We start from the raw sequence: 20,788 nt of genomic DNA, 5'->3' as shown, positions 1-20,788 counted from the left end.
AGATGTTTATAAGAGACTGGGGTGAATGAGTCCATGGACTCATTCACCCGCCACACATGTTTTTGGAGGGTGTGACCGGAGGCGAGGGACTGGGGTTGACCTCTACTTCGGTTTAGGTATGAGGGTGGGGTGGTTGGTGTCGAGGGCGGTGCTCTCGGTAGGGGCGGGTGAGACGGAGGGCGCGGTTGTGAGCGGTGATCTGGGTAACTTGGCGGGTCCGGAGGAGGAAGAGGAGGAGGAGCCAGGGGAACCGGAATGGGCAGGGGAACCGAAGGAGGAGGGGGACAGGGAAGGAAATCGAAGGGAGCCGGGCGGGCGATCCGCGCCATCCGGCTCGGCCGGGCCGCCGCGCACCGGGCTGGTGTTCACGGTGCTCGTGCTTGGTGGCCTGCTCGTCGTTCTGGATATCACGATCATCAATGTCGCGATCCGCACGCTGGCGGCGGATCTCGATGCTTCACTGCCGGTGATCCAGTGGGTTTCGACGGGATACACCCTGGCTCTTGCCGTGACCGTGCCGACGACAGCATGGCTGGTGGCACGGTTCGGTTCCGGACGTGTCTACATGGTGGCCCTGAGTCTGTTCGTGCTGGGGTCGGTGCTCTGTGGTCTGGCCTGGAACATCGGCGCGCTCATTGCCTTCCGGGTGGTGCAGGGGATCGGCGGTGGCCTGGTCAACCCGGTCGCGATGACGATTGTGCTACGGGCCACGCCGCCGGAGCGGCGCGGGCGCGCCATGGGCCTGTTGGGTCTGCCGGTGCTCGTCGGGCCGGTGATCGGGCCGACGCTGGGCGGCTGGCTGGTCGACATCTCCTGGCGGTGGATCTTCCTGGTCAACCTGCCGCTGGGCCTGGCCGCGCTCCTGCTCGCGAGCCGAGTCCTGCGCCCGGTCACCGCGGCCGCGGGTGCTGTCCAGCGGGGCGGCACACCTGAGAGTGCTGACGGGCGGCTCGACGTCCCAGGGTTGGCGCTTGTCGCGCCGGGGCTGGCGCTGTTCGTCTACGGGCTGGCGGAGAGCGGGCGGCGCGGGACTGTGACCTCGGCAGGTGTGCTCGTGCCGGCGCTGGCCGGGCTCGCGTTGGCGGTGGTGTTCGTGGTTCGGGCCGCTCGGATGCGCGCCCCACTGGTCCAGGTTGCGCTGTTGCGGCTGCGGGCTGTCGCGTCAGGGACGGCGACGCTGGCGCTGTTCGCGGCGGCCTACTTCGGTTCGATGTTCGTCCTGCCGCTTTACTGGCAGCTCGTGCGGGGGCTCAGCCCCGCGGAGACGGGGATGCTGGCGATCCCGCAGGCGCTCGCTACCGGGGCTTCGCTGCAGGTGGCGAGCCGGATGGTCGACCGGGTTCCGCCTGCCCGCGTGGTGGGCTTCGGGATCGTGACGGCGTCCTGCGGGCTGATCACCGCGACGCTGTTGCTCGGCGTTGACACCCCGTACTGGCAGATGGTGCTGGCGATGTCCGTCATGGGGGTCGGCGCGGGCTCGACGATCATGCCGACGATCACGACGGCGCTGCGGCATCTGAGTGACCGGGACGCGCCGTCCGGCAGCACGCTGCTGACCATCACCAACCAGGTGAGTGTCTCGATCGGTACCGCCCTGACCTCCGTCGTACTCGCGGCCGGCCTCACCGCCCAGGGCGTGGCCGGCGCTGCCGGTGGCGCCGGCGCGGCCGGTGGCGGTGAGGGCGTGCTGCCGACCGTGGTGGACGGCCAGGCCGCCGCCCGGTTTGCCGAGGCCTGCCAGGACGCGCTGTTCGTGTCCGCCACGCTGCTGGTCGCCGCGCTCGTCGTGGCGCTGACGGCGATCCCGGGTGGTCCGTTCAGTGCTTCTCGACGTCTCCAGGTCCAGTCGCGTATCCGTGCTCCTCGGCGTCGCCGGGTTCGGCCTCGCGGGGAGGCGCAGGATCAGTCGCCGGTTCGAGCAGCGCGGACAGGCGATCTGACTCCGCCGCGGTGAGCTCCCGCAGCAGCGGGAGGCTGGCGAGCAGATCGGTGACCGGGATCCTGCTCGGGCCGCGCGGCGCGGCGACCTGGGTCGTGAAGTCGCAGACGAGACTGCGGTCGTCGGCGATCGGGAGACGCGCCTTCGTGACTCGGGCGCCCGGCCCGAGTGACTTGGCGAGCGCGGCGAGCCGCTCGTCCCGCGTGACGTCGATGTTGTCCTCTCCGCGGTAGACGATCGTCCGGCCCTCCGCCGCGATCTCCAGCTCGGCCATGGTGGTTCCGGTCGCCCGGGTAAGGAGGCCGGCCAGCGGAACGCCGTCGGACCGCCCGCCGGAATCTTTTCCGTGCGGATCGTCCGCCTGGCCGTCCAGGTAGGCGGTGAACTGCTGGGCGCGCAGCGCGAGCAGTTTCCGCTCGATTTTCCACTCGAACGGCGGGTTTTCATCCGTGACGTTTCTTGAAACCGACCGCAGCTGATATGAACGGGCCCGCAGGACGTCGATGTTCTGGGTGACGTAGTGCTGTAGGTTCGGCGTCGCGGAATCGACGTGCAGGCGCGCGATCTGTTCCAGGCTCGCGCGGCGGCCGAGCCGCCGCCAGAACACCGGGTCGGTTATCTCCTCGCCGGTCAGCAGGAATTCCAGGGCGGCGTCGGTGACCTCGCCGGAGAGATCGCGGACACCCGGAAATCCGGCGATGTTCCCCCCGGAGCCCACCCAGACGGCCTGGAGGAACTGGTTCAGCAGCCGGGACTGCCGGCGGCGCAGGCTGGCGGTGACGATCTCGGCGGCGCGCCGGGTTCCCTCGACCGCGAGCGCGCGCGCCGCGTCGATGCCCTGGCTGAACCCGTCGGCGATGGCCGAGGCGTTCACGGCGTCGAGGACACCACGGCCGTCCTGCGTCAACGCCGTCGAGATGATTCTGATGTCGGGGGAGCGGTCCCGCCGCTCGATCATCGTGGCGAGGCCGTCGGCATCGGTGAGCAGGGTGTTGGCGGTGCGCGCCTCCGCGGCGAGGCGAACATGGGCGTCGCCCGCGTTCCGGTGGCGCCCGATGCTGAAGACGATCGGCTCGCGGTCCTCGACGAGGGCGACGTCCCGGACGAAGTAGTCGACGTCCCCGCCGAACTTCAGGTACATGAAACGTTGACCCGCGGCCGCGTCGTCCGGCCATTCGAGGACGAAGTCGGGCATATATGAATGATTGAAGTACCCGGTGTCCCGGATTTGCACGGAGGAATCGGTCGCCTTTATTTCTCTGGCGACGACGGCCTTGATGCTGCCGATACTCTCCTGTGTGCTGGAGATGCTCAACGCGGCGTCCAGTTCGGCGGCGTAGGTTGGGGTGGTCACCTGGCTCCCCTCTCGGTGCCGATGCCTCGAAGTATATTCAGGTTCTCGGCGGAGATGACCAGCTTCTCCTGACGCTCCGAGAGTACGATGATCCACAGGCGCTCCGCGACGCTCTCGCAGGTCTCGTCCGAGACGAGGCTGCCCTCGTGGTCGCGCGGGCAGCCGAACACTCTCCGGTGATGCGTGAGGACGGCGGACCTGACCTCGTTCGGTGAGCAGAGGTCCGGCCAGCGGGTCACCAGGAACGGCGCCCAGGTGATCCACATGAAGTGGTCGATGCGGGCTGGCTGCAACGACAGTGCCCGGTAACACTTCGCGAGAAACTCCACGTAAAGCGTTCCCTGGTCATGATGGCCGTTGTAGAACTTCGACTCCGCGACGAACTCGTGGCCCTGGAACTCACCGCCGAGCAGCACGCCGCCCAGGTCGTAGGAGAAACCGCGTCCGTCCGCCCACTGGTAGCTCAGTTTCGCGACCGCCACCGGTTCCGGGGTGACGTAGTAGACGTTCGCGCGAGTCGTGGCCTCGAGCCACAGTTTTGCCCGGCGGGCTCCGTCGGCTCCGCGTAGGTGCAGTTCCTCCCCCGCCATGGTCGCGAGGCTATCGAACCCGATCATTCGTGGGTCATCGCCGCGTGTCGGTAGCGATGGGACTCGTCCGGGGGCGGCTGGTTCGTAGAGTCTTCATTATGGCGTCGGTGGAGGAGAGCACTCGGATCGACATCTGGATCTGGTCCGTCCGGCTCATGAAGACGCGGACGCAGGCCGGAGATGCCTGCCGCGGCGGCCACGTCCGTCTCAACGGCGAGCGGGTGAAGCCGGCGCGCATGGTCCGCGCCGGCGACGAGGTGCGTCTTCGCCAGGCCGGCCACGAACGCATCGTCGTGGTCACCAAGGTCCTCACCAAGCGGGTGGGCGCCGCCGTGGCGGCGGAGTGCTACATCGACAACAGCCCGCCGCCCCCGGAACGTCTTCCGGTGATGGCGGTTCGCGACCGCGGGACGGGACGTCCGACCAAACGCGACCGCCGCGCGGTGGAACGCCTGCGCAACCGCTGACCGGCCGCGGTGGTCAGGGCTCGGTGGTCAGGGCTCGGTCGCGATCCGCGCGGCGAGGGCCCGGGCGAGATCGTCCATCGTGCCCTCGGGCACCCATTCGGCGGCTGGCCGGCGGAGATGGGTGAACACCGCCGGGCCCTGTTCGTCCGTCGGCAGGCCGTGTGCGCGGGGCACGACATGAACGTGGAGATGGGTGAATCCCGCCGCCTCGGAGAATGCCGCGACATATGTTTTCGCGCACCCCGTCACCTCGATCAGGGCCCGGCTGAGCCGCCAGGTGATGAGACCCAGCTCGGTGGCCTCCGCCGCGTCCAGCTCGGCCACCGTGGTGATGTGGCGGCGGGCGATGACGACCAGCCATCCGGGCAGCGCGCAGTTGATCGCGTGCGCGACCCGCCAACCGGTGCCGACGAGGATTCGTTGCCACGGCGGCAGATCGTTGAGCGCCGCATTACCGCCGCAGGAGTAGCAGTCGTCCGTACCGGAATCCTGGACGGGCTCCATGACGGTGACTGTAACGCCTCCGCCGCGGAGAATCGATACCCGCGACGTCGGCCCGCTGCTCGGCGGAAGGTCACCGGGTAGCCGTCGAAGTGCGGGACGGTGAAGAAGACCGCCGGGCTGTCGGCGATCAGCGCGTTCTTGACTCCTTCGTCGGCGACGCGCACACCCAGGACCGGGCCGTCCGGCGCTTTCTCGCCGCGGGCCGCGAACGCGGCGAGGCCTGTTTTCCGCAGGGGCGCTCCCACCGCACGTCGTCCCAGGTCGCCATGGCCACACCGTATGCCCGCGGTTCGGTCGCGTCGCGGAGGAGACAATCGCCACGGCTTGGGGTGATCCGGAGGGATAGTGGCCGGCATGGGACGTATCCTTTCGCGGGCGGGGGCGACGGCGACCTGTGTGGCGCTGCTGGTACTCCTGTCCGGATGCGGCGACGACGACAAGCGGGGGATGGGTGACGCTCCCGTCCTGAACCGGCGCGGGGATGACACGCCGGCCGAGGTGTTCAATTTCCCGGATCACTTCGGGAACCTGGCCACGAAATGCGTCGGCCACGGGTACCGGGCCTATGTGACAACCAACAAGGGTGCCCCGTCGAACATCGAGATCGTTCCCGATCCGGAGTGCGCGGCCTCGGACGCGACCCCCGCGCCCTCGACAGGCTCCCCGCCGGCCGGCTCGCCGCCACCTGCCACGCCCGGGGACGTGGCGGGCGACAGCTGATGGGGCCCGCGGCTCGCGACCGCCGACGGGCCTGCGCGGCTGCCGCCCTCGTGGTTCTCGCGGCGTCCGGAGTGGTCGCCGGCTGCCGCCTGGACGACGATGAGCGGGGGATGGGTGACGCGCCCGTCCTGAACCGGCGCGGGGATGACATGCCGGCCGAGGTGTTCAATTTTCCGGATCACTTCGGGAACCTGGCCACGAAATGCGTCGGCCACGGCCTCCGCGGCTACACCACCACACATTTCGCCGACGACGACGGCTACATTCCCTCGGCCAACACCAAGATTGTCCCGGACCCGGACTGCCGATGATCTGAGGCCGGGCCGCCGGGCCGGACAGTGACCGAGGCGCCACGGCGACCGTGCCACCCATATCGGTCGGCCGACCCCCGTTTGCCAGCCCACTCCTGTCGTCCGGCCCACTCCCGTCTGTCGGCCCGTCACCTCTGTCGGCCCGCCACATCCGTCAGCCCGTCCGTCGCTGCCGAGCCACCCAGGTCCCGCCAGGCCCCTTCGCCGGGCTGCCCATGCCCGCCGGGTCGCGACGTCCACCGGGGTGCCCCTGGCCGGCGCGTGGTGCCGAGCGAGTCCCGAGCCCCGGTTTCGGCCGTCCCGGAGCGGTTTCTTATCATTTCAGGCGCTGCGGACGGCACATTCGGTGCGATCAACAGATCACGGATGAATGGTGTGATCGAGGTTGGATGGGGCTGACACGGATGACCGGGAACGCGCCGCGCCGGATCACGGCGCGACCATGACGGACGCCGCCGCACCCCGCCGCCGCCGATGACTGTCGACTCCCCGGTCGACGCGTCGACCGGAGGTGGTCCGACCACGGCGGACAGCACCGCCGGGACGCTCCCGGGCGCACCCGTCGACCTGGCCGACGGCACCGGTCACGCGGAGCCGTCCGGAGCGGGCACGCACGCAGGCCCACGAGCCCGGCGGTTCCGGCGGTTCCGGCAAAGCCGGCACTTCCTGCGGGTCCAGTCGTTCCGCTTCCGGTCGCCGGCCGGCGTCGTCGCGGTGGTCGCGCTCCTGTCCTTCGTCGCGAGCCTGGTCCTGCGGGCCACGCTCTACCCGGACGGCTCCGGCGACGCGGACGAGGCCGCCTACATCCTCCAGGCACGGATGCTGCTCGAGGGACGGCTGACCCTGGACGCGGGCGCCGTCGAACCGTTCTTCCGGCCGTGGCTGACGGGTGTGCACGACGGCCGAGTGTTCACCAAGTACCTGCCCGGCTGGCCGGCGCTACTCGCCCTGTCCCAGGCACTGTTCGGCACGATGGCCGTGGCGCCCGCGGCTGTTGCCGGGGTCTGGGTCGTCGGGACGTACCGGCTCGCCCGCGAGCTCTTCGACCACGCCTGGAGCGCGGTGGCAGCCGCTGTGGGCGTCGCGCTCTCACCGCTGGTCCTCCTGCACACGGCACTGCCACTCGCCTACGCCCCGGGTGCGGCCGTGCTCGTCCTGGCCAGCGCGGAGCTGTTGCGCGGTGCGCGGACGGGGGCGCGGGCCGCCCTGGTCGGCGGCGGAGCGGGCCTGGGGCTGGTGCTGCTGATCCGGCCGTTCGACGTCGTGCTCGTGGTCCTTCCCGTGATCGTGCTCGCGGCTGTGCGTCGACGGCGGGAGCTCGGGACGCTGCTGCGGCGTTCGGGCTGGGCGGTGATCGGTGCGCTACCGTTGGTCGCCGCCCTGCTCGCCTACTGCTGGCGGGTCACCGGATCGCCCCTGCGTATGCCGCTGTCGGCCTCGGACCCACTGGACCGGTTCGGTTTCGGACCGCGCCGGATCCTGCCGTCCGAGTCGAGTTTCCTGTTCACCCGCCGGCTGGCCCTCGACGCCCTCCAGGAGACGCTCGAGGTGGCGCCGAGCTGGTTCTTCGGCGGTGCCGCGCTGATCGCGCTGGCCGCCGTCGGCCTGGTGGCGCCGCGGCGGCGGCTCGAGCGCCTGTTCCTGCTCGCGACGACGGGCGTGGTGCTGGCCGGCTACACGTTCTGGTGGGGGTCGGCGTTCGCCATGCCGGGCCTGCGCAACGGCCTCGGCCCGCACTACCATCTGGCCGCGTTCACCCCGGTCGTCATTCTCGCGGCCGACGGCGCCCGATGGCTGTGGACGTTCCTCCCGGCGCAGTCGCCGCTGTTCCGCCGCCCGGGGACATCCGTGCCGGGTACCGCGCGCGGCCTGGCCTGGCGCATAGTCCGTCCGGGGGCTGTAGCGCTCGCCGTCGCCGGGCTCGTCGCGATCACGGTGCCGACCCTGCAGCCCCGGATCGACGTGCAGCGCGGGGTCAACGAGGGCAACGACTTCCTGGCCGCGCTGCTCCCGGACAACCTGGGCGGGCCGGCCGTGGTGCTGGTGACGCCGATGGTCCCGAGCCGCTACACGCAGGTTCCCTACCATTCGCTGCGGAACTCCCCCGGCCTCGACGGACCTGTCGTCTTCGCGGCGGACATCGGGCCGGGCTCGGCCGCGCTGCCTGACCGGATGCCGGACCGGGCGATGTTCCGCCTGCGGCCGGACGAGATCGCCGACCCGGCGGTCCCGGGCAGCTTCCGGGGGTCCTTCGTGCCGCTGAGGCAGGTCACCGGGAGCCGCGTCGAGATCCGTGTACAGGTACGGATTCCCGGTGACGCTGGGACGGCACCCGTCCGGCCGGGGGATGCGCGGCTGTACGTCCGCCTCGGCGGGGAGGTCCGCGCCCTGCGAACAGCCGTCCCGGTGACGATCACGCACACGTTCGTGCTCACCACCGGTCCCGGCACCGGCCCGGACGAGATCGGGACCGCCGGCGCGTCGCTGCCCGCCGAGCTCGTCGTCGGGTTCACCGACGGCACCGGCCCGGCGAGCGGGGCCTGGGAGGAGCGGTTTCCCCTGGTGCGCCGCCCCGGTGGCGACCTCTCCCTGCTCGCTCCCGGGCTGGGCTGGCGCCGACTGCCCACGGTGGCCGGCAGCGGCGCGGCCGGCGGCGACGGCCAGTGGCTCCCGGCCAACGCGAAACCCACCTTGGACGTCTCGCTGACCGGCGCCGCTGCCCGCTGACGCCATCCGCTGACGACCGCCGCCCGCTGACGGCCGCCGGCATTCGCTGACGACCGCCGCCGCCCGCTGACGGCCGCTACGACGGGCTGGCCAGCCAGCCAGCCGGCCGCGGCGGCGGCGGCGGCGGATCTTTCCGCGTAAACCGGTGGCATTCCGCGCGCAACGAAGATTAGTGGCGGCCGACACCGAAATTCGGATGGTGGTTAACGCTGGTGAAGAATCCGATACGCCAGCCGCTGCCGCCAAGGTAGTCGGGAGTAACGTGCGTGCGCTGTCTTACCTTTAACCACCTTCGTCGAAGGGTGGGATCTGGGGAACTATGGGATTTCTCCGAACGTTCCGGACGTTATCCGTTCTTTTTCTGTGTGAGCAGTACCCGCCCATCGTCTGGGACGGCGCGGGTACCTATACCGCCGCGCTCGCGGCGGCGCTGGTGGGGCTCGGGCACAACGTTCATGTTCTCTGTGCCCAGGGCCGCCAGTTCACCGACACGGTGGAGCACGGGGTGCACGTGCACCGACGTCCGCTGCTGCAGGTCCCGATCACCAGGGCGCTGGGCGGGTTCGGCGCGCGGCTGCGCGGTCCGCTCCATCCGCGCGACTCGCTGGCGCTGCGGGCGAGCCTCACGCTGTCCTACAGCACCTGGATGCGCCAGATCGGCCTGCGCCCCGACGTGATCGAGACACAGGACGGCGAGACGCGCGGGCTGATCGAGGCCCTGTGCCGCACTCGTCCGCTGGCGATCCACCTGCACTGTCCGACGATGCTCACAGTCCGGATGGCCGGACAGCCGCTGGGTGTCCGCGGCCAGCTGGCGGATCGGCTGGACCGCGCGTCCGCGAGCCTCGCCGCCGTCGTCACATCCCCGTCGCAACTCCTCGTTGACGAGCTGCGGCGGGACGGCTGGCTGGGCGACCGCGATGTCGAAGTGATCCCGAACCTCTTCGACGCCGGCCCGTGGCGGGACATCCCGGACGCGCGCGGCACCGAGCCGACCATCGCGGTGGTGGGCCGGCTCGAGCCCTACAAGGGCGTGGACGTCCTGCTCGAGGCGTCGGCGCGGCTGCGTGCCGCCGGCGTCGCCCACCGGCTGGCGGTCGTCGGGCGCTCGTCGGGCGTGATCGACGGCGTGCCGTCAGGCGCCTGGCTGGCCCGCCGGGCCCGTGAGCTGCGCCTCGACGTCGAGTTCAGCGGGCATCTGGCGGGGCGTGAGGTCCGTGACGTCTATCGCGGTGCCCGGGTGGTGGCCGTGCCCAGCCGTTTCGAGAGCTTCTCGATCGTCGCGGCCGAGGCGATGGCGGCCGGGCGCCCGGTGGTCGTGACGAAGCGGACCGGGATCGCCCCCTTCGTGCAACGGTGGGGCGCGGGAAGCGTGGTGGAGACCGGTGACCCGGGCGCGCTGGCCGGCGCGTTGGCTCCCTTCCTCCTCGACGCCGGACGGGCGGTCGCCGTCGGGGAGCGCGGGCGGCTGGGGGTGGCCGAGCTCGACCCGCAGGCCATCGCCCGCCGGAAGGAGGCGGCCTACCTGCGGGGAATCGCCGAGTTCAACGACCGGATCCGCGTCCGGGACCGGTTCATCGGCCAGAGCCGTCCCCGGAACCAGAGCCGTCCCCGGAACCAGAACCGGAACCGGAACCCGGCCCGGGATCACGATCGGTGGCCGGGCCGTGCGGGGCGGCCGGGTCCGGAACAGGTGTGGGAGCACGAGAAGGGCCGGGACCAGGGCCGGGACCACGGCCACTTCCGCGACCCGGCGGCGGAGAGTGCGGCCGCCCCGTGCCCCGAGCCCCGCCAGCTCGCCACGGACGGTCGAAATCGAGGTGCCGTAGGCCGTCGGCCGCCACATAGACCTCGTACCGACGCTCCAAGGTCGCCAGCAGGGAGCCAGTGAGCGGCGCCCCCGGACCCGGGCGCTGATCGCCCTCCGCGCCGGGCCCGACCTGCGTGACGTGCGCGGCGAGGGCGTGCTTCTGCCGTTCCCGCAGGCCGCGGGCGTCCACCAGGAGCGGGCGCCGTTCGCGCACCCGTTGGACCGGTGCCAGCAGGAGCCGTCGTGCCGACCAGTGCCCGGTCCCGTGGCCGAGAGTCCACGGCCAGTGCGTCCACAGCCACACGGTGTACTCGAGGATCTCTCCGTCGAAGCCGCCCGCCCGCACCGCGCGGCGCACCGCCTCGTGGGTGGCATCGTGGTCGGGATGTCCCTCGCACGAGGCCGGCGCCAGGATCTGAGCGGGGGACCGGGCACTGATCACCTCGCCGAGCCGGGCCGCGACGCTGTCGACGCACCCGGGCAGCTCGGCGTCGGGGAACCCCAGGAAGATCACATCAGTCTCGGCGACACCGAGGCGGGCGCAGGCCCGCCGCGCCTCAGTCCGTCGCATCTCGGCGAGCTCCGCGGGCGAGTGCTTCTCGACCAGGCGCTGCGCGGGTGGGCCTGCCGCTGATCCGCCGCGGGCCCCGTCGCTCACCAGCACGACGGTCACCGGCGTCCCGGCCGCGCGTTTGCGCATGATGGCCACCGCGCAGCCCAGGGTCTCGTCGTCGGGATGCGGTGCCACGACCAGACACGGCGCCGCGGCCATCGACGCGGTGATGTCGATCCCCCGGCGCTCCCACACCCGTCGCCAGAAGGAACGCGCCGGCACCATCACCCGCTCATGCCCCAGCCACACATCCCCGGGAACCATCCGTCGAGCCAGCAGCGAAATGTCCATCCCGTGCCTTCCATGCCCCCATTCTCCAGCCAATTCAAACAACAAACACAGCGGTTTGGACGGGCGTCACGGCGGGCGAATCCGATGTGCGGCGGTTGAGAGAGTCCATGGTGACACTGGACCGCCACAGTTCGGGTCAGGCGTGTTCTCCCGAGGCCCGGTGTCGCGGGGGGATTCCGTCGGGGCGTTCGGTGGCCAGGGGGGCGCTGGTCGGGTCGGTGCCGAGGTTGTTTCCGCAGCGGGTGGAGATCCAGCGGCGGCGCCCGGGGGTCGGTCGCCAGCTCTCGACGTCGAAGCTGTCGCCGGTGGCGTACTCCTCGCCGCCGCGGCCCGGTACCAGCGCGAGGGACTCATGGCAGCGGAGCTGGTCCTGCAGGCTCTCCGCGACCGCCGGGTCCACCCCACCGACACAGCCCTGGACGGCTTGCCAGATCTCGGCACTCGCGGCATCCCGGTCATCGGCGTGCCGGGCCTCCTCGGTAGGCCACACGGAGATACGGAAATCCCCGCCCGCCCATCGCTGCAGGGTGATTTCCTCGACGTAGCGGCTCGAACCGCAGTACGGCGCCCCCGGGGCCGGCCGCGTGCCAGCGCCGCCGTCGTCGCCCGCGCTGCTGCCGCTGCCCGCGCTGCCGGGAGCCACGGCGGCGAGGCTGGGAGCGGCGGTGGCTGTAGCGGTCGGCGTGGTCGTGGCGGCCTCCGTGTCGGCGTCGGTCTCCGAGCCGGAGCCGGAGCCGCGGAGCACCGCCACCCCGACGGCCATGGCGGCCAGCACCCCGACGGTTCCGCCGAGGGCACCGCGCGACCGCCGCTGCTCTGCCACCCGACGAGCGTATGGCGTTCGGGCGGTCCGGTCCGGTCGAGCGAGCCAACCCGGTGACCCCGCGCCGACTTCGCGACACCGACCCTGACACGCGCGCCGATATCCGCGCCGCGCCGGCGGTGATGATGGAGCGGTGAGCACACCGATCCCCGGCGAACTGGACCGCCCCGGCGAACTGGACCGGGCCGCCGCCCTGCTGCGGGAGGCCGACGCGCTCCTCGTCTGTGCCGGTGCGGGCATGGGGGTGGATTCCGGCCTGCCCGACTTCCGCGGTGACACCGGCTTCTGGCGGGCGTACCCGCCCTACGCCCGCCTGCGGCTGTCGTTCGCGCAGCTCGCCGACCCGGTCCACTTCGGCGCCGACCCGACCCTCGCCTGGGGCTTCTACGGCCACCGCCTCGGCCTGTACCGGGGGACCGTGCCGCACGCGGGGTTCGACGTCCTGCGCCGGTGGGGTGCCGGGCTGCCCGCCGGGATGTGGGTGTTCACCTCGAACGTGGACGGCCAGTTCCAGCGTGCCGGCTTCGTCGACGTGGCCGAGGTCCACGGCTCGATCCACCATCTCCAGTGCACGGCCCCCTGCGGGCCGGACGTCTGGCCCGCCGACGGGGTCGACGTTGACGTCGACCCGGAGACGATGCGTGCCCGGGAGCCGCTGCCGCGGTGCCCGGGGTGCGGCGCGCTGGCCCGGCCGAACATCCTGATGTTCGGGGACTGGAACTGGCTCGGGGCACGCTCCGAGCGGATGCTGCGCGCCTGCTCGTCCTGGCTGGACGCGCTGGCCGGCGCCGGGCGCCGGCTGGTGGTCGTCGAGATCGGCGCGGGGACGGCGGTGCCCACCGTGCGCCGCATGGCCGAGTCGGCCGCGGGCGGGCGGCTGATCCGCGTCAACCCGGCCCCGGACAGGCTCTCGCCGGGCTCAGGAGTCTCCGTGCGGCTCGGCGCGCTCGCCGCCCTCGCCGAGCTGGACGCCCGCCTGACGGCCTGAGCGCCGGGCCGAGGCCCGCCGTGATCGGTCGTGACACTGACCGATAACTTTTACGAAACAGGGAGCCTTGTATTCCTGTTTGCCGCGAGGGGGCGGCCGTCTGGTCGGGCGTCGCGCGGCACCGCTTTGTCCTCCGACGGCCCGGGCTGCTGATGGAGGACCGATGGTCGCTGTACCGACCCTGCCGAAGGGCGCCAACACCGTCATACCGACGGAGGTCGTCACAGCCGTCGTCAGCTCGGCTTCGGGCGAGCCGGTGGACGTCTGCGCCGTGCTGGTGACGAGCGCCGGCCAGGTCCGGTCGGACGCCGACATCGTGTTCTACAACCAGCCCCGGCACAGCTCCGGCGCGGTCAGCCTCGTCTCCTCCGGTGCCGGCGCCACGCTGACCGTCGCCCTGCCGGACGTCGAGCCCGACATCGTCACCGTGGTGGTCGCGGGATCGGTCGACGACGGGACCTTCGCCCAGGTCGACGGCCTGCGGTTGCGCATCGACGGCGTCGCGGGCCGGCCGCTCGCCGAGTTCGCGCCGGTGACATCCGACCCGGTGACGACGATGGTCTTCGGCGAGATCTACCGCCGGGGAGGCGGGTGGAAGTTCCGCGCCGTCGGCCAGGGCTGGGCCAGCGGCCTCGCCGGCCTGGCCCGCAGCTTCGGGATCGCCGTCGAGGAGCCGGACGAGGCCGCCGGGAACGACGAGACCACCGGAATCGCGGCCTCGCCGCCCGCATCGCCGCCGCCCGCACCGGTCCGGCCGCCTGTACCGGTCCGGCCGCCTGCACCGGTCCGGACGCCCGCACCGGTCCGGCCGGCTGAGCCGGCGCGCCGGGCCGACTGGTACCCCGACCCCGCGGCGCCCGGCTTGCTGCGGTGGTGGGACGGCACGACCTGGGCGTCCCACACCAGGCAGCCCTTCGTCGAGTCGGAGGCGGCCTGCGGCAGGTGCGGCGCGGCGAAGCGGCGGCGCCTGTTCTCCGCCCCGGTGCCCTGCGTGGCGTGCGAGGACGAGATCCGCCGGGTCCTGGCCGACTGGCGGCGGCGGCTCGTCGAGGCGGTGGACGCCGGTCCCGGCGCGCCCGGGCTGGACGCGCTGTGGGCCGAGCTGCGCTTCCAACTGGTGCCGGAGGCCGCCGGTCACCAGGTGTTCCGGTCGGTCGCCCTCGCCTACCTCCAACGGATCGTCACCTTCGCGTTCGGTGACGAGATCATCGAGGAGCACGAGTACCAGCTCTTCGAGGACGAGGTCCGCCGCCTGGGCGTCGTGGACCCGGCCGTCGAGGAGATGCGCCGCAGGCTCCGCCGGGGGCTCGACCTCTCCCGCATCCGCAACGGCGACCTGCCGCGGGAGACGTCCTCGACGCTGCACCTCGATCTCGACGAGATCGTGCACCTGGACACCGACGTGGTGCAGGTCCGCCAGCTCGCGAGCGGTCCCCGGCACACGCCCGGACGTCTGGTCGTCAGCAACCGCAAGTTGCGGTTCCTCGCCCAGAACGGTGGCGGGACGGAGACCGCCTGGTCGAAGATCGTGGCCGTCGCGGCGGGCTACGGCACCATCGACGTCTCGGCGACGACGAGCCGTGGCGGTGGCACCTACCAGGTCGGGGACCCCGAGTACGTGGCGGCGGTCCTCGCCGGCACGCTGCGGATCGCCCGCCGGCTGGTGATCGCGCCCGGCGCCCGGGACAGCCGTGCCATCTCCCAGGCGGTGAAGGCCGAGGTCTGGCAGCGTGACGGCGGCGCGTGCGTGCAGTGCCAGGCCACCGAGTACCTGGAGTTCGACCACGTCATCCCGCACAGCCGCGGCGGGGCCAGCAGCGTGAACAACCTCCAGCTGCTCTGCCGCCGCTGCAACCTGGAGAAGGGCGCCCGGATCTGACAGCGGCCGCGCCTGCCGGGTTTCCCACGTCGGCCCGCGCCCGGCCACGCCCGTCGGCCCGCGCCCGGCGGAGGTGCCGGCGCTACGGCGAGCTCGGGCGGCGGCCCTCGCGGATGGCCTCCACGACGAGGCCGATGACCCAGTTGATGGCGTTCGTCGCGGCGTCGCCGTCGAACTCCCACACGCCGACCAGGCGCTCGTAGGACGGCACGTTCCACAGCACGTCGAGCATGGCCGCCGCGGTCTGGCGCTCGGCCTCGGACCAGTCGGCGGTCTGCGGGATGACGGCGTTGAGCAGCGCGTCGCGGCGCAGCCTGTCCTCGGCGACGAGGGCCGGCTGGCGCGGCTCCGGGTGGCTCCACCGGGAGACCGAGTAGGAGGACAGCGTCGCGAACGACCGCCTGGTGACGTCGGGGAGACCGTCGAGCTCCAGCCCTTCGTAGGTGACGCCCGCCTCCTCCTGCAGCCGGCGCATGACCGCGTTGTGCAGGTCGCGCTCGGTGGGGAAGTGCCGGTAGACGGTGCGCTCGCCGACCCCGGCCCGCTCCGCGACCGCGCGGAAGGTCAGGTCGCCCCAGTCCCAGACCGGGAATCCGTGGACGAGAGCCGAGCCGGCGGCGACGATGCGTTCACGCGTCTGGACGGCCCGCTCACGGCGCAGCGGGCTGTCGTAGCGCCGCCGAGGCCGGTCGGCCTCGCCGCCGTCCTCCTCAGGTGTTGCCGGGACGCTCATATTGGTGACATCATACTGTCGCCAAACCCTTTCGGCTGGACGAGGTGGACGGAGGCAACCGAGGTGGATCTTGGCTTAGCCGGTGCCGCAGTGGTGGTACAGGGCGGTACCCAGGGTATGGGCCTCGCGGCGGCGGAGTGCTTCGCCGCGGACGGGGCCAGGGTGGCCGTACTGGCGCGGAACCGGGCAAATCTTGAGAAGACCGTCGGCCGTCTGCTGGAGCTGGGGGCCGCCGACGCCGTGGCCCTGCCCGCGGACATCACCCGCCCCGACGAGGTGACCGCCGCGTTCGACCTCGTCCGTGACCGGTGGGGGGAACTGAACTCCCTCGTGAACGCGACCGGCCCCAAAGGTGGCCGGATGGGCCCCTTCGAGGAGCTCACCGACGACGACTGGTTGGCCGCGGTCGACGTCGGCGTGTTGGGTATGGTCCGGTGTGTGCGGGCCGCGCTGCCCCTGCTGCGCGCCGCCGAGTGGGGCCGCATCGTCAACATCTCCGCGCATTCGACCAAGCGGCAGACCGCCTCGCTGATCGCGTACACCGCCGCGAAATCGATGGTCACCAGCATCACCAAGAACCTCTCGCTGACCCTGGCTCCGGACGAGATTCTCGTCAACACCGTGTCTCCGGGAAGCTTCGCCTCCGAGGGCCTGGCCATGTGGGCCCGCGGCATCGGCATCGACCCGGAGGACCTGCACGCCGTGATGCGCGGCATCACGGAGCATTTCGGCCATCCCGCCCACCTTCCCCGCGCGGGCGCGCCGCGTGAGATCGGTGCCGTGATCGCCTTCGTCGGCTCGCGCCGGAACACGTACATGACCGGCGCGAACGTCAACGTCGACGGCGGCTCCGACTTCTCCTGACGGACGGGTTCCCGCGGTCAGCCGCGGGTTCGTCGACGCACAGATCCCCAGTCGCCCAGTCGCCCAGTCGCCCAGTCGCATAGCCGCCTGGACCCATAGCCGCCTGGGCCCATAGCCACCTGGGCCCATAGCCACCCGCGACGTACGCCGCGGGTGGCGGCCCACGTCCGAAGGGGAGAAACCGTGGGAGCGCATCACGAACTGCTCGACGCCGCACGCGCCGAGACCGGACTTGCCGACTTCGGTGAGGACACGTTTCTGGAGGGCCTGGAGGTGCTCGTCCGCGCCCTCCAGCAGGAGGCCACGCTGAACAGCACCGGCCAGGCGGCGTTACGCAAAATGATCGTCGGCCTGCTGAGTCAGCGGCTGCAGATCGAGGACTGGTACCGGCGCCAGCCCGAGATCGACGACGAGCGGATCACCGCGCCGCTGATCGGGCTCGGCCTGCCGCGCACCGGGTCGACGGCGCTGTCGTTCCTGCTGGCCGAGGACCCGAACGCCCGGTCGTTGCGGATGTGGGAGGCGAACGCGCCCTGCCCGCCGCCGTCCACCGTGCACGGCGAGGACCCGCGGGTCGAGGACGGCTGGGCCGACGTGGCGGAACGGAAGCGGACCTCGCCGCGCCGGCCCGCGCTCGTCCCGGCCAGCGCGACCGGCCCGACGGAGTGCCAGAGCCTGATGGCGCTCGACTTCCGGGCGCACTTCTTCCAGGCGTTCGCCTACGTACCGTCCTATTCGAAGTGGCTTCTCAACGCCGATCTCACCTCGACCTACCGGTACGAGCTGCGTGCGCTGAAACTGTTGCAGTGGGGCTTCGAGGCCCAGCCGTGGCGGCTGAAGTGCCCGACCCACCTGCTCTTCCTGGACGATCTCGACAAGGTTTTCCCGGACGCCAGTTTCGTGTGGACGCACCGCGATCCCGCCGAGGTCATGGTGTCGGTGGCCGACCTCTACGCGGCGGTGGCCCGTTCGTACTGCGACGACATCGACGAGCGTTATCTCGGCCAGCTCAACATCGAGCACTGGTCGGTCGGCATGGAGCGGGCGCTGGCGTTCCGCGAGAAGGCCGGCGACGACCGGTTCTACGACATCGACTTCCGGGCGATGCAGCGTGATCCGCTCGGCGAGATCCGCGGGCTCTACGCCTGGCTCGGCGAGCCCGTCACCCCGGAGTTCGAGGCCGGAATGCAGGGATGGTGGCGGGAGAACGCGGAGAAGCGCGAGCGCAACGTCCACCCGGAGCCGGCGACGTTCGGCATCGACGTCGACCGGATCCGGCCGCTGTTCGCCGACTACACCGCGCGTGCGGCGGTCTGGACCGCGCACTAGCTCGACCGCTCATCGAGAGGAAAGCAGTGCAGGACGAGAGCGTCTACTACGACCCGTACGACTTCGAGATCGACGCGAACCCCTACCCGGTGTGGCGGCGGCTGCGGGATTCCGCGCCGCTGTACTACAACGAGAAGTACGACTTCTACGCGCTGAGCCGGTTCGAGGACGTCGAGAAGGCGTTGACGGACTTCGGCACGTACACCTCGGGCAAGGGTTTCATCCTCGAAGTGATCAAAGCCGGTATCAGGCTGCCGCCCGGCAACCTCCTGGCGGAGGACCCGCCGCTGCACGACATCCACCGCGGTCTGCTGTCGCGGGTGTTCACGCCGCGGAAGATGGCCGCGCTCGAGCCGCAGGTGCGCGAGCTGTGCGCCCGCATCCTCGACGAGCTGGTCGGCACCGACGGCTTCGACTTCGTCGCCGATCTCGGCGCGATCGTTCCGATGCGGGTCATCGGCATGATGCTCGGCATCCCGGAGAGCGACCAGGTGGCGATCCGTGACGCCGGCACGCGGCGGCACCAGCTCACCGAGGGTGAGGCGCCGGCGCCGACCGACGCCCGGTCGACGGCGCAGCCGTTCGCCGACTACATCGACTGGCGGGCCACCCATCCCTCCGACGACCTGATGACCGAGCTGCTGCGGGCCGAGTTCGAGGACGAGACCGGCACCACCCGCCGGCTCACCCGCGACGAGGTCCTGACGTACACCTCGGTGCTGGCCGGTGCCGGCAACGAGACCACCCGCCGGCTCATCGGCTGGACGGGACAGCTGCTCGGCGAGCACCCGGACCAGTGCCGGGAGCTCGCCGCGGACCGCTCGAACGTCCCGCAGGCGATCGAGGAGATCCTCCGGTTCGAGTCGCCGTCACCGGTGCAGGGCCGGGTGGTCTCCCACGACGTCGAGCACCACGGCGGCACCATCCCGGAGGGGAGCGCGGTGATTCTGCTCAACGCCTCCGCGAACCGGGACGAGCGGCACTACACCGACCCGGACACCTTCGACATCCACCGCCGGATCGACCGGCATCTCGCCTTCGGGCACGGCCTGCACTTCTGCCTCGGCGCCTCGCTGGCCCGGATGGAAGGCCGGGTCGTGCTCGACGAGGTGCTGAAGCGGTGGAGCAGCTGGGAGGTCGACCGCGGCAACTCCGTGCTCGACCACACTTCCACGACGCGGGGGTGGATGAACCTGCCGGTGGTCACGTCGTGAGGAACAACTCCTAGACAAGCAGAAGTTGCGCAGGACGGCCGGCACGGCGGGAGGATGAGCAGGATGCACCGAGAGCGGACACACGGAGTTCGGGCGCGCCCGAACCAGGTGAGGACCTGGTGGACCGATGTGCGCTGACAGCTCCGACGCGGCGCGGGAGCTGGCGGCGGCGGTGCTCCCCGCGGACACGGTGGGCCTGCTGGAAGGCCTGACCACGACCCGGGCCATCCGCCGTTACACCGACGAGCCGGTGCCCCGCGAGGCGCTGCGCGCCATGCTCTTCGCGGCCACCAGGGCACCCAGCGGCTCCAACCGGCAGCCGTTCCGGTTCATCGTCCTGACCGACGGCCCGAAGGCCAGGGCGGCGAAGAAGCTGATCGGTGACGCCGCGCGGCGGACCTGGGGCGGCAAGCGCCAGGTGGACCGGTACGACAGCGGGACGGGCACGGTCGCGGACTCGCCCAAGGCCCGGATGGCCGCGGCGATGCAGCAGTTCGTCGACGGGTTCGAGCGGGTGCCCGTGCTGATCCTGCCGTGCCTGGTGCGCTACCGGGACCCGACTCCGTCCGAGGGGGCCTCGGTGTATCCGGCGTGCCAGAACCTGCTGCTGGCGGCTCGCGCGCTCGGCTACGGCGGGGCGTTCACCGGCTGGAACTTCGCCGTCGACGTGCAGCTGCGCGAGCTGCTCGGCGTGCCCGAGGGCACGTTCGTCGCCGGCACCATCACTCTGGGCCGGCCGGCGGGCCGGCACGGCCCGGTGCGCCGCCGCCCGATGGCCGAGCTCGTGTTCGAGGAGGAATGGGGAGCGCCCGCGGACTGGGCGCTCGACCCACCCGGCACCGCGTTCACCTCCGCCGGCAACGATGAGGAAAGGCCCCGGTCATGACGCCGGTCGATGGTACGGACACACCGGTACGGACGCAGAAGGGTAGCCCTGGCATGGGCCGACTGACACATCTGCAGCGCCTGGAGGCGGAGAGCATCCAGATCTTCCGGGAGGCGGTGGCGGAGAGCGAACGGCCGGTGATGCTGTATTCGGTGGGCAAGGACAGCACCGTGCTGTTGCACCTGGCGATGAAGGCGTTCTTCCCGTCGCGGCCGCCGTTCCCGCTGCTGCATGTGGACACGACGTGGAAGTTCCGGGCGATGTACGACTTCCGGGACAAGGTCGCCGCGGAGCTCGGTGTCGACCTGATCGTCTATCAGAACCCGGAGTGCGTGGAACGGGACATCAACCCGTTCGACCATGGTTCGGCGACGCACACGGACATGTGGAAGACCGAGGGGCTGAAGCAGGCGCTGGACCTGCACGGGTTCGACCTGGCGTTCGGTGGTGCGCGCCGCGACGAGGAGAAGTCGCGGGCGAAGGAGCGGGTGTTCTCGATCCGCTCGGCGCAGCACCGGTGGGACCCGAAGGCACAGCGTCCGGAGCTGTGGCGGTTGTACAACGCGAGCAAGGCGCCGGGGCAGAGCGTGCGGGTGTTCCCGCTGTCGAACTGGACCGAGCTGGACGTGTGGCAGTACATCCACCGGGAGAAGATCCCGATCGTGCCGCTGTACTACGCGGCGCCGCGCCCGGTCGTGGAACGCGACGGCGCTCTGATCATGGTGGATGACGACCGGATGCGGCTG

General features: G+C 71.3%; 17 protein-coding genes and 2 pseudogenes. 13 read left to right on the top strand and 6 right to left on the bottom strand.

What is annotated here, in order from left to right:
* Nucleotides 1-187: 187 nt before the first annotated feature.
* A complete protein-coding gene (locus tag MXD62_RS35630; protein WP_248833731.1) occupies nt 188-1,954 on the top strand; it encodes a DHA2 family efflux MFS transporter permease subunit in 1,767 nt (588 codons plus the stop codon).
* A gap of 1,335 nt (nt 1,955-3,289) precedes the next feature.
* Here the strand turns inward: MXD62_RS35630 and MXD62_RS35625 are convergent.
* Nucleotides 3,290-3,910, bottom strand: a complete 621-nt coding sequence (locus MXD62_RS35625) for a hypothetical protein (RefSeq protein WP_112106207.1) — start codon at nt 3,908-3,910, stop codon at nt 3,290-3,292.
* 71 nt (nt 3,911-3,981) lie between these two features.
* Here MXD62_RS35625 and MXD62_RS35620 point away from each other — a divergent pair, with 71 nt between their 5' ends.
* The gene (locus MXD62_RS35620) at nt 3,982-4,350 is read left to right on the top strand and encodes an RNA-binding S4 domain-containing protein (RefSeq protein ID WP_041255007.1); all 369 of its coding nucleotides are present in this window, start codon (nt 3,982-3,984) and stop codon (nt 4,348-4,350) included.
* A gap of 27 nt (nt 4,351-4,377) precedes the next feature.
* On the opposite strand, the gene MXD62_RS35615 is transcribed toward MXD62_RS35620, so the two are convergent.
* Both MXD62_RS35615 and MXD62_RS41150 read right to left on the bottom strand, forming a co-directional pair.
* Nucleotides 4,378-4,854, bottom strand: coding sequence for an HIT family protein (locus tag MXD62_RS35615; RefSeq protein ID WP_248833730.1), 477 nt, complete (start codon nt 4,852-4,854; stop codon nt 4,378-4,380).
* A gap of 74 nt (nt 4,855-4,928) precedes the next feature.
* Nucleotides 4,929-5,090 (bottom strand): annotated as a pseudogene (locus MXD62_RS41150) (MmcQ/YjbR family DNA-binding protein); the annotation flags it as partial.
* Nucleotides 5,091-5,208: 118 nt separating this feature from the next.
* Here MXD62_RS41150 and MXD62_RS35610 point away from each other — a divergent pair.
* The 4 genes from MXD62_RS35610 (at nt 5,209) to MXD62_RS35595 (ending at nt 10,503) form a co-directional block, all read left to right on the top strand.
* Nucleotides 5,209-5,574, top strand: a complete 366-nt coding sequence (locus MXD62_RS35610) for a hypothetical protein (RefSeq protein ID WP_248833729.1) — start codon at nt 5,209-5,211, stop codon at nt 5,572-5,574.
* Entirely contained in the window at nt 5,574-5,885 is a 312-nt protein-coding gene (locus tag MXD62_RS35605; protein WP_248833728.1) for a hypothetical protein, read from the top strand. Before MXD62_RS35610 ends, MXD62_RS35605 begins: the two co-directional genes overlap by 1 nt.
* Nucleotides 5,886-6,359: 474 nt before the next feature.
* On the top strand, nt 6,360-8,612 hold the full coding sequence (locus tag MXD62_RS35600; RefSeq protein WP_248833727.1) for a DUF6541 family protein: 2,253 nt from the start codon (nt 6,360-6,362) through the stop codon (nt 8,610-8,612).
* A 319-nt stretch (nt 8,613-8,931) separates the two neighbouring features.
* Entirely contained in the window at nt 8,932-10,503 is a 1,572-nt protein-coding gene (locus MXD62_RS35595; RefSeq protein WP_248833726.1) for a glycosyltransferase family 4 protein, read from the top strand.
* A gap of 325 nt (nt 10,504-10,828) precedes the next feature.
* Here the strand turns inward: MXD62_RS35595 and MXD62_RS35590 are convergent.
* Nucleotides 10,829-11,122: pseudogene (locus MXD62_RS35590) on the bottom strand (PIG-L deacetylase family protein); the annotation flags it as partial.
* Nucleotides 11,123-11,462: 340 nt separating this feature from the next.
* The gene (locus tag MXD62_RS35585; RefSeq protein ID WP_248833725.1) at nt 11,463-12,149 is read right to left on the bottom strand and encodes a DUF2599 domain-containing protein; all 687 of its coding nucleotides are present in this window, start codon (nt 12,147-12,149) and stop codon (nt 11,463-11,465) included.
* 133 nt (nt 12,150-12,282) lie between these two features.
* On the opposite strand from MXD62_RS35585, the gene MXD62_RS35580 reads away from it, so the two are divergent.
* Both MXD62_RS35580 and MXD62_RS35575 read left to right on the top strand, forming a co-directional pair.
* Complete coding sequence (locus MXD62_RS35580) at nt 12,283-13,137, top strand: Sir2 family NAD-dependent protein deacetylase (RefSeq protein ID WP_248833724.1); 855 nt, start codon at nt 12,283-12,285, stop codon at nt 13,135-13,137.
* Between the two features lie 163 nt (nt 13,138-13,300).
* A complete protein-coding gene (locus MXD62_RS35575) occupies nt 13,301-15,016 on the top strand; it encodes a TerD family protein (RefSeq protein ID WP_248833723.1) in 1,716 nt (571 codons plus the stop codon).
* Between the two features lie 82 nt (nt 15,017-15,098).
* Here the strand turns inward: MXD62_RS35575 and MXD62_RS35570 are convergent, their stop codons facing one another.
* Entirely contained in the window at nt 15,099-15,749 is a 651-nt protein-coding gene (locus MXD62_RS35570; protein ID WP_248833722.1) for a TetR/AcrR family transcriptional regulator, read from the bottom strand.
* Between the two features lie 63 nt (nt 15,750-15,812).
* On the opposite strand from MXD62_RS35570, the gene MXD62_RS35565 reads away from it, so the two are divergent.
* From MXD62_RS35565 to cysD, 5 genes are all read left to right on the top strand, one after another.
* Nucleotides 15,813-16,613 (top strand): SDR family oxidoreductase, encoded by an 801-nt coding sequence (locus MXD62_RS35565; protein WP_308301376.1) that lies wholly within the window; start codon nt 15,813-15,815, stop codon nt 16,611-16,613.
* Between the two features lie 183 nt (nt 16,614-16,796).
* Nucleotides 16,797-17,942: a sulfotransferase gene (locus MXD62_RS35560; RefSeq protein WP_248833721.1), complete on the top strand. Its 1,146-nt coding sequence runs from the start codon at nt 16,797-16,799 to the stop codon at nt 17,940-17,942.
* Nucleotides 17,943-17,968: 26 nt separating this feature from the next.
* The gene (locus tag MXD62_RS35555; protein ID WP_248833720.1) at nt 17,969-19,156 is read left to right on the top strand and encodes a cytochrome P450; all 1,188 of its coding nucleotides are present in this window, start codon (nt 17,969-17,971) and stop codon (nt 19,154-19,156) included.
* A 127-nt stretch (nt 19,157-19,283) separates the two neighbouring features.
* On the top strand, nt 19,284-20,042 hold the full coding sequence (locus tag MXD62_RS35550; protein ID WP_248833719.1) for a nitroreductase family protein: 759 nt from the start codon (nt 19,284-19,286) through the stop codon (nt 20,040-20,042).
* A 53-nt stretch (nt 20,043-20,095) separates the two neighbouring features.
* On the top strand, nt 20,096-20,788 hold a 693-nt coding region (gene cysD / locus MXD62_RS35545), incomplete at its 3' end, for a sulfate adenylyltransferase subunit CysD (RefSeq protein ID WP_248833718.1).

Origin of the sequence: Frankia sp. Mgl5, assembly GCF_023242985.1 — a bacterium.
Classification (GTDB): domain Bacteria; phylum Actinomycetota; class Actinomycetes; order Frankiales; family Frankiaceae; genus Parafrankia; species Parafrankia soli.
Note: the sequence above shows the minus strand (reverse complement) of the source record. Positions and strands in the feature narration are given on the sequence as shown.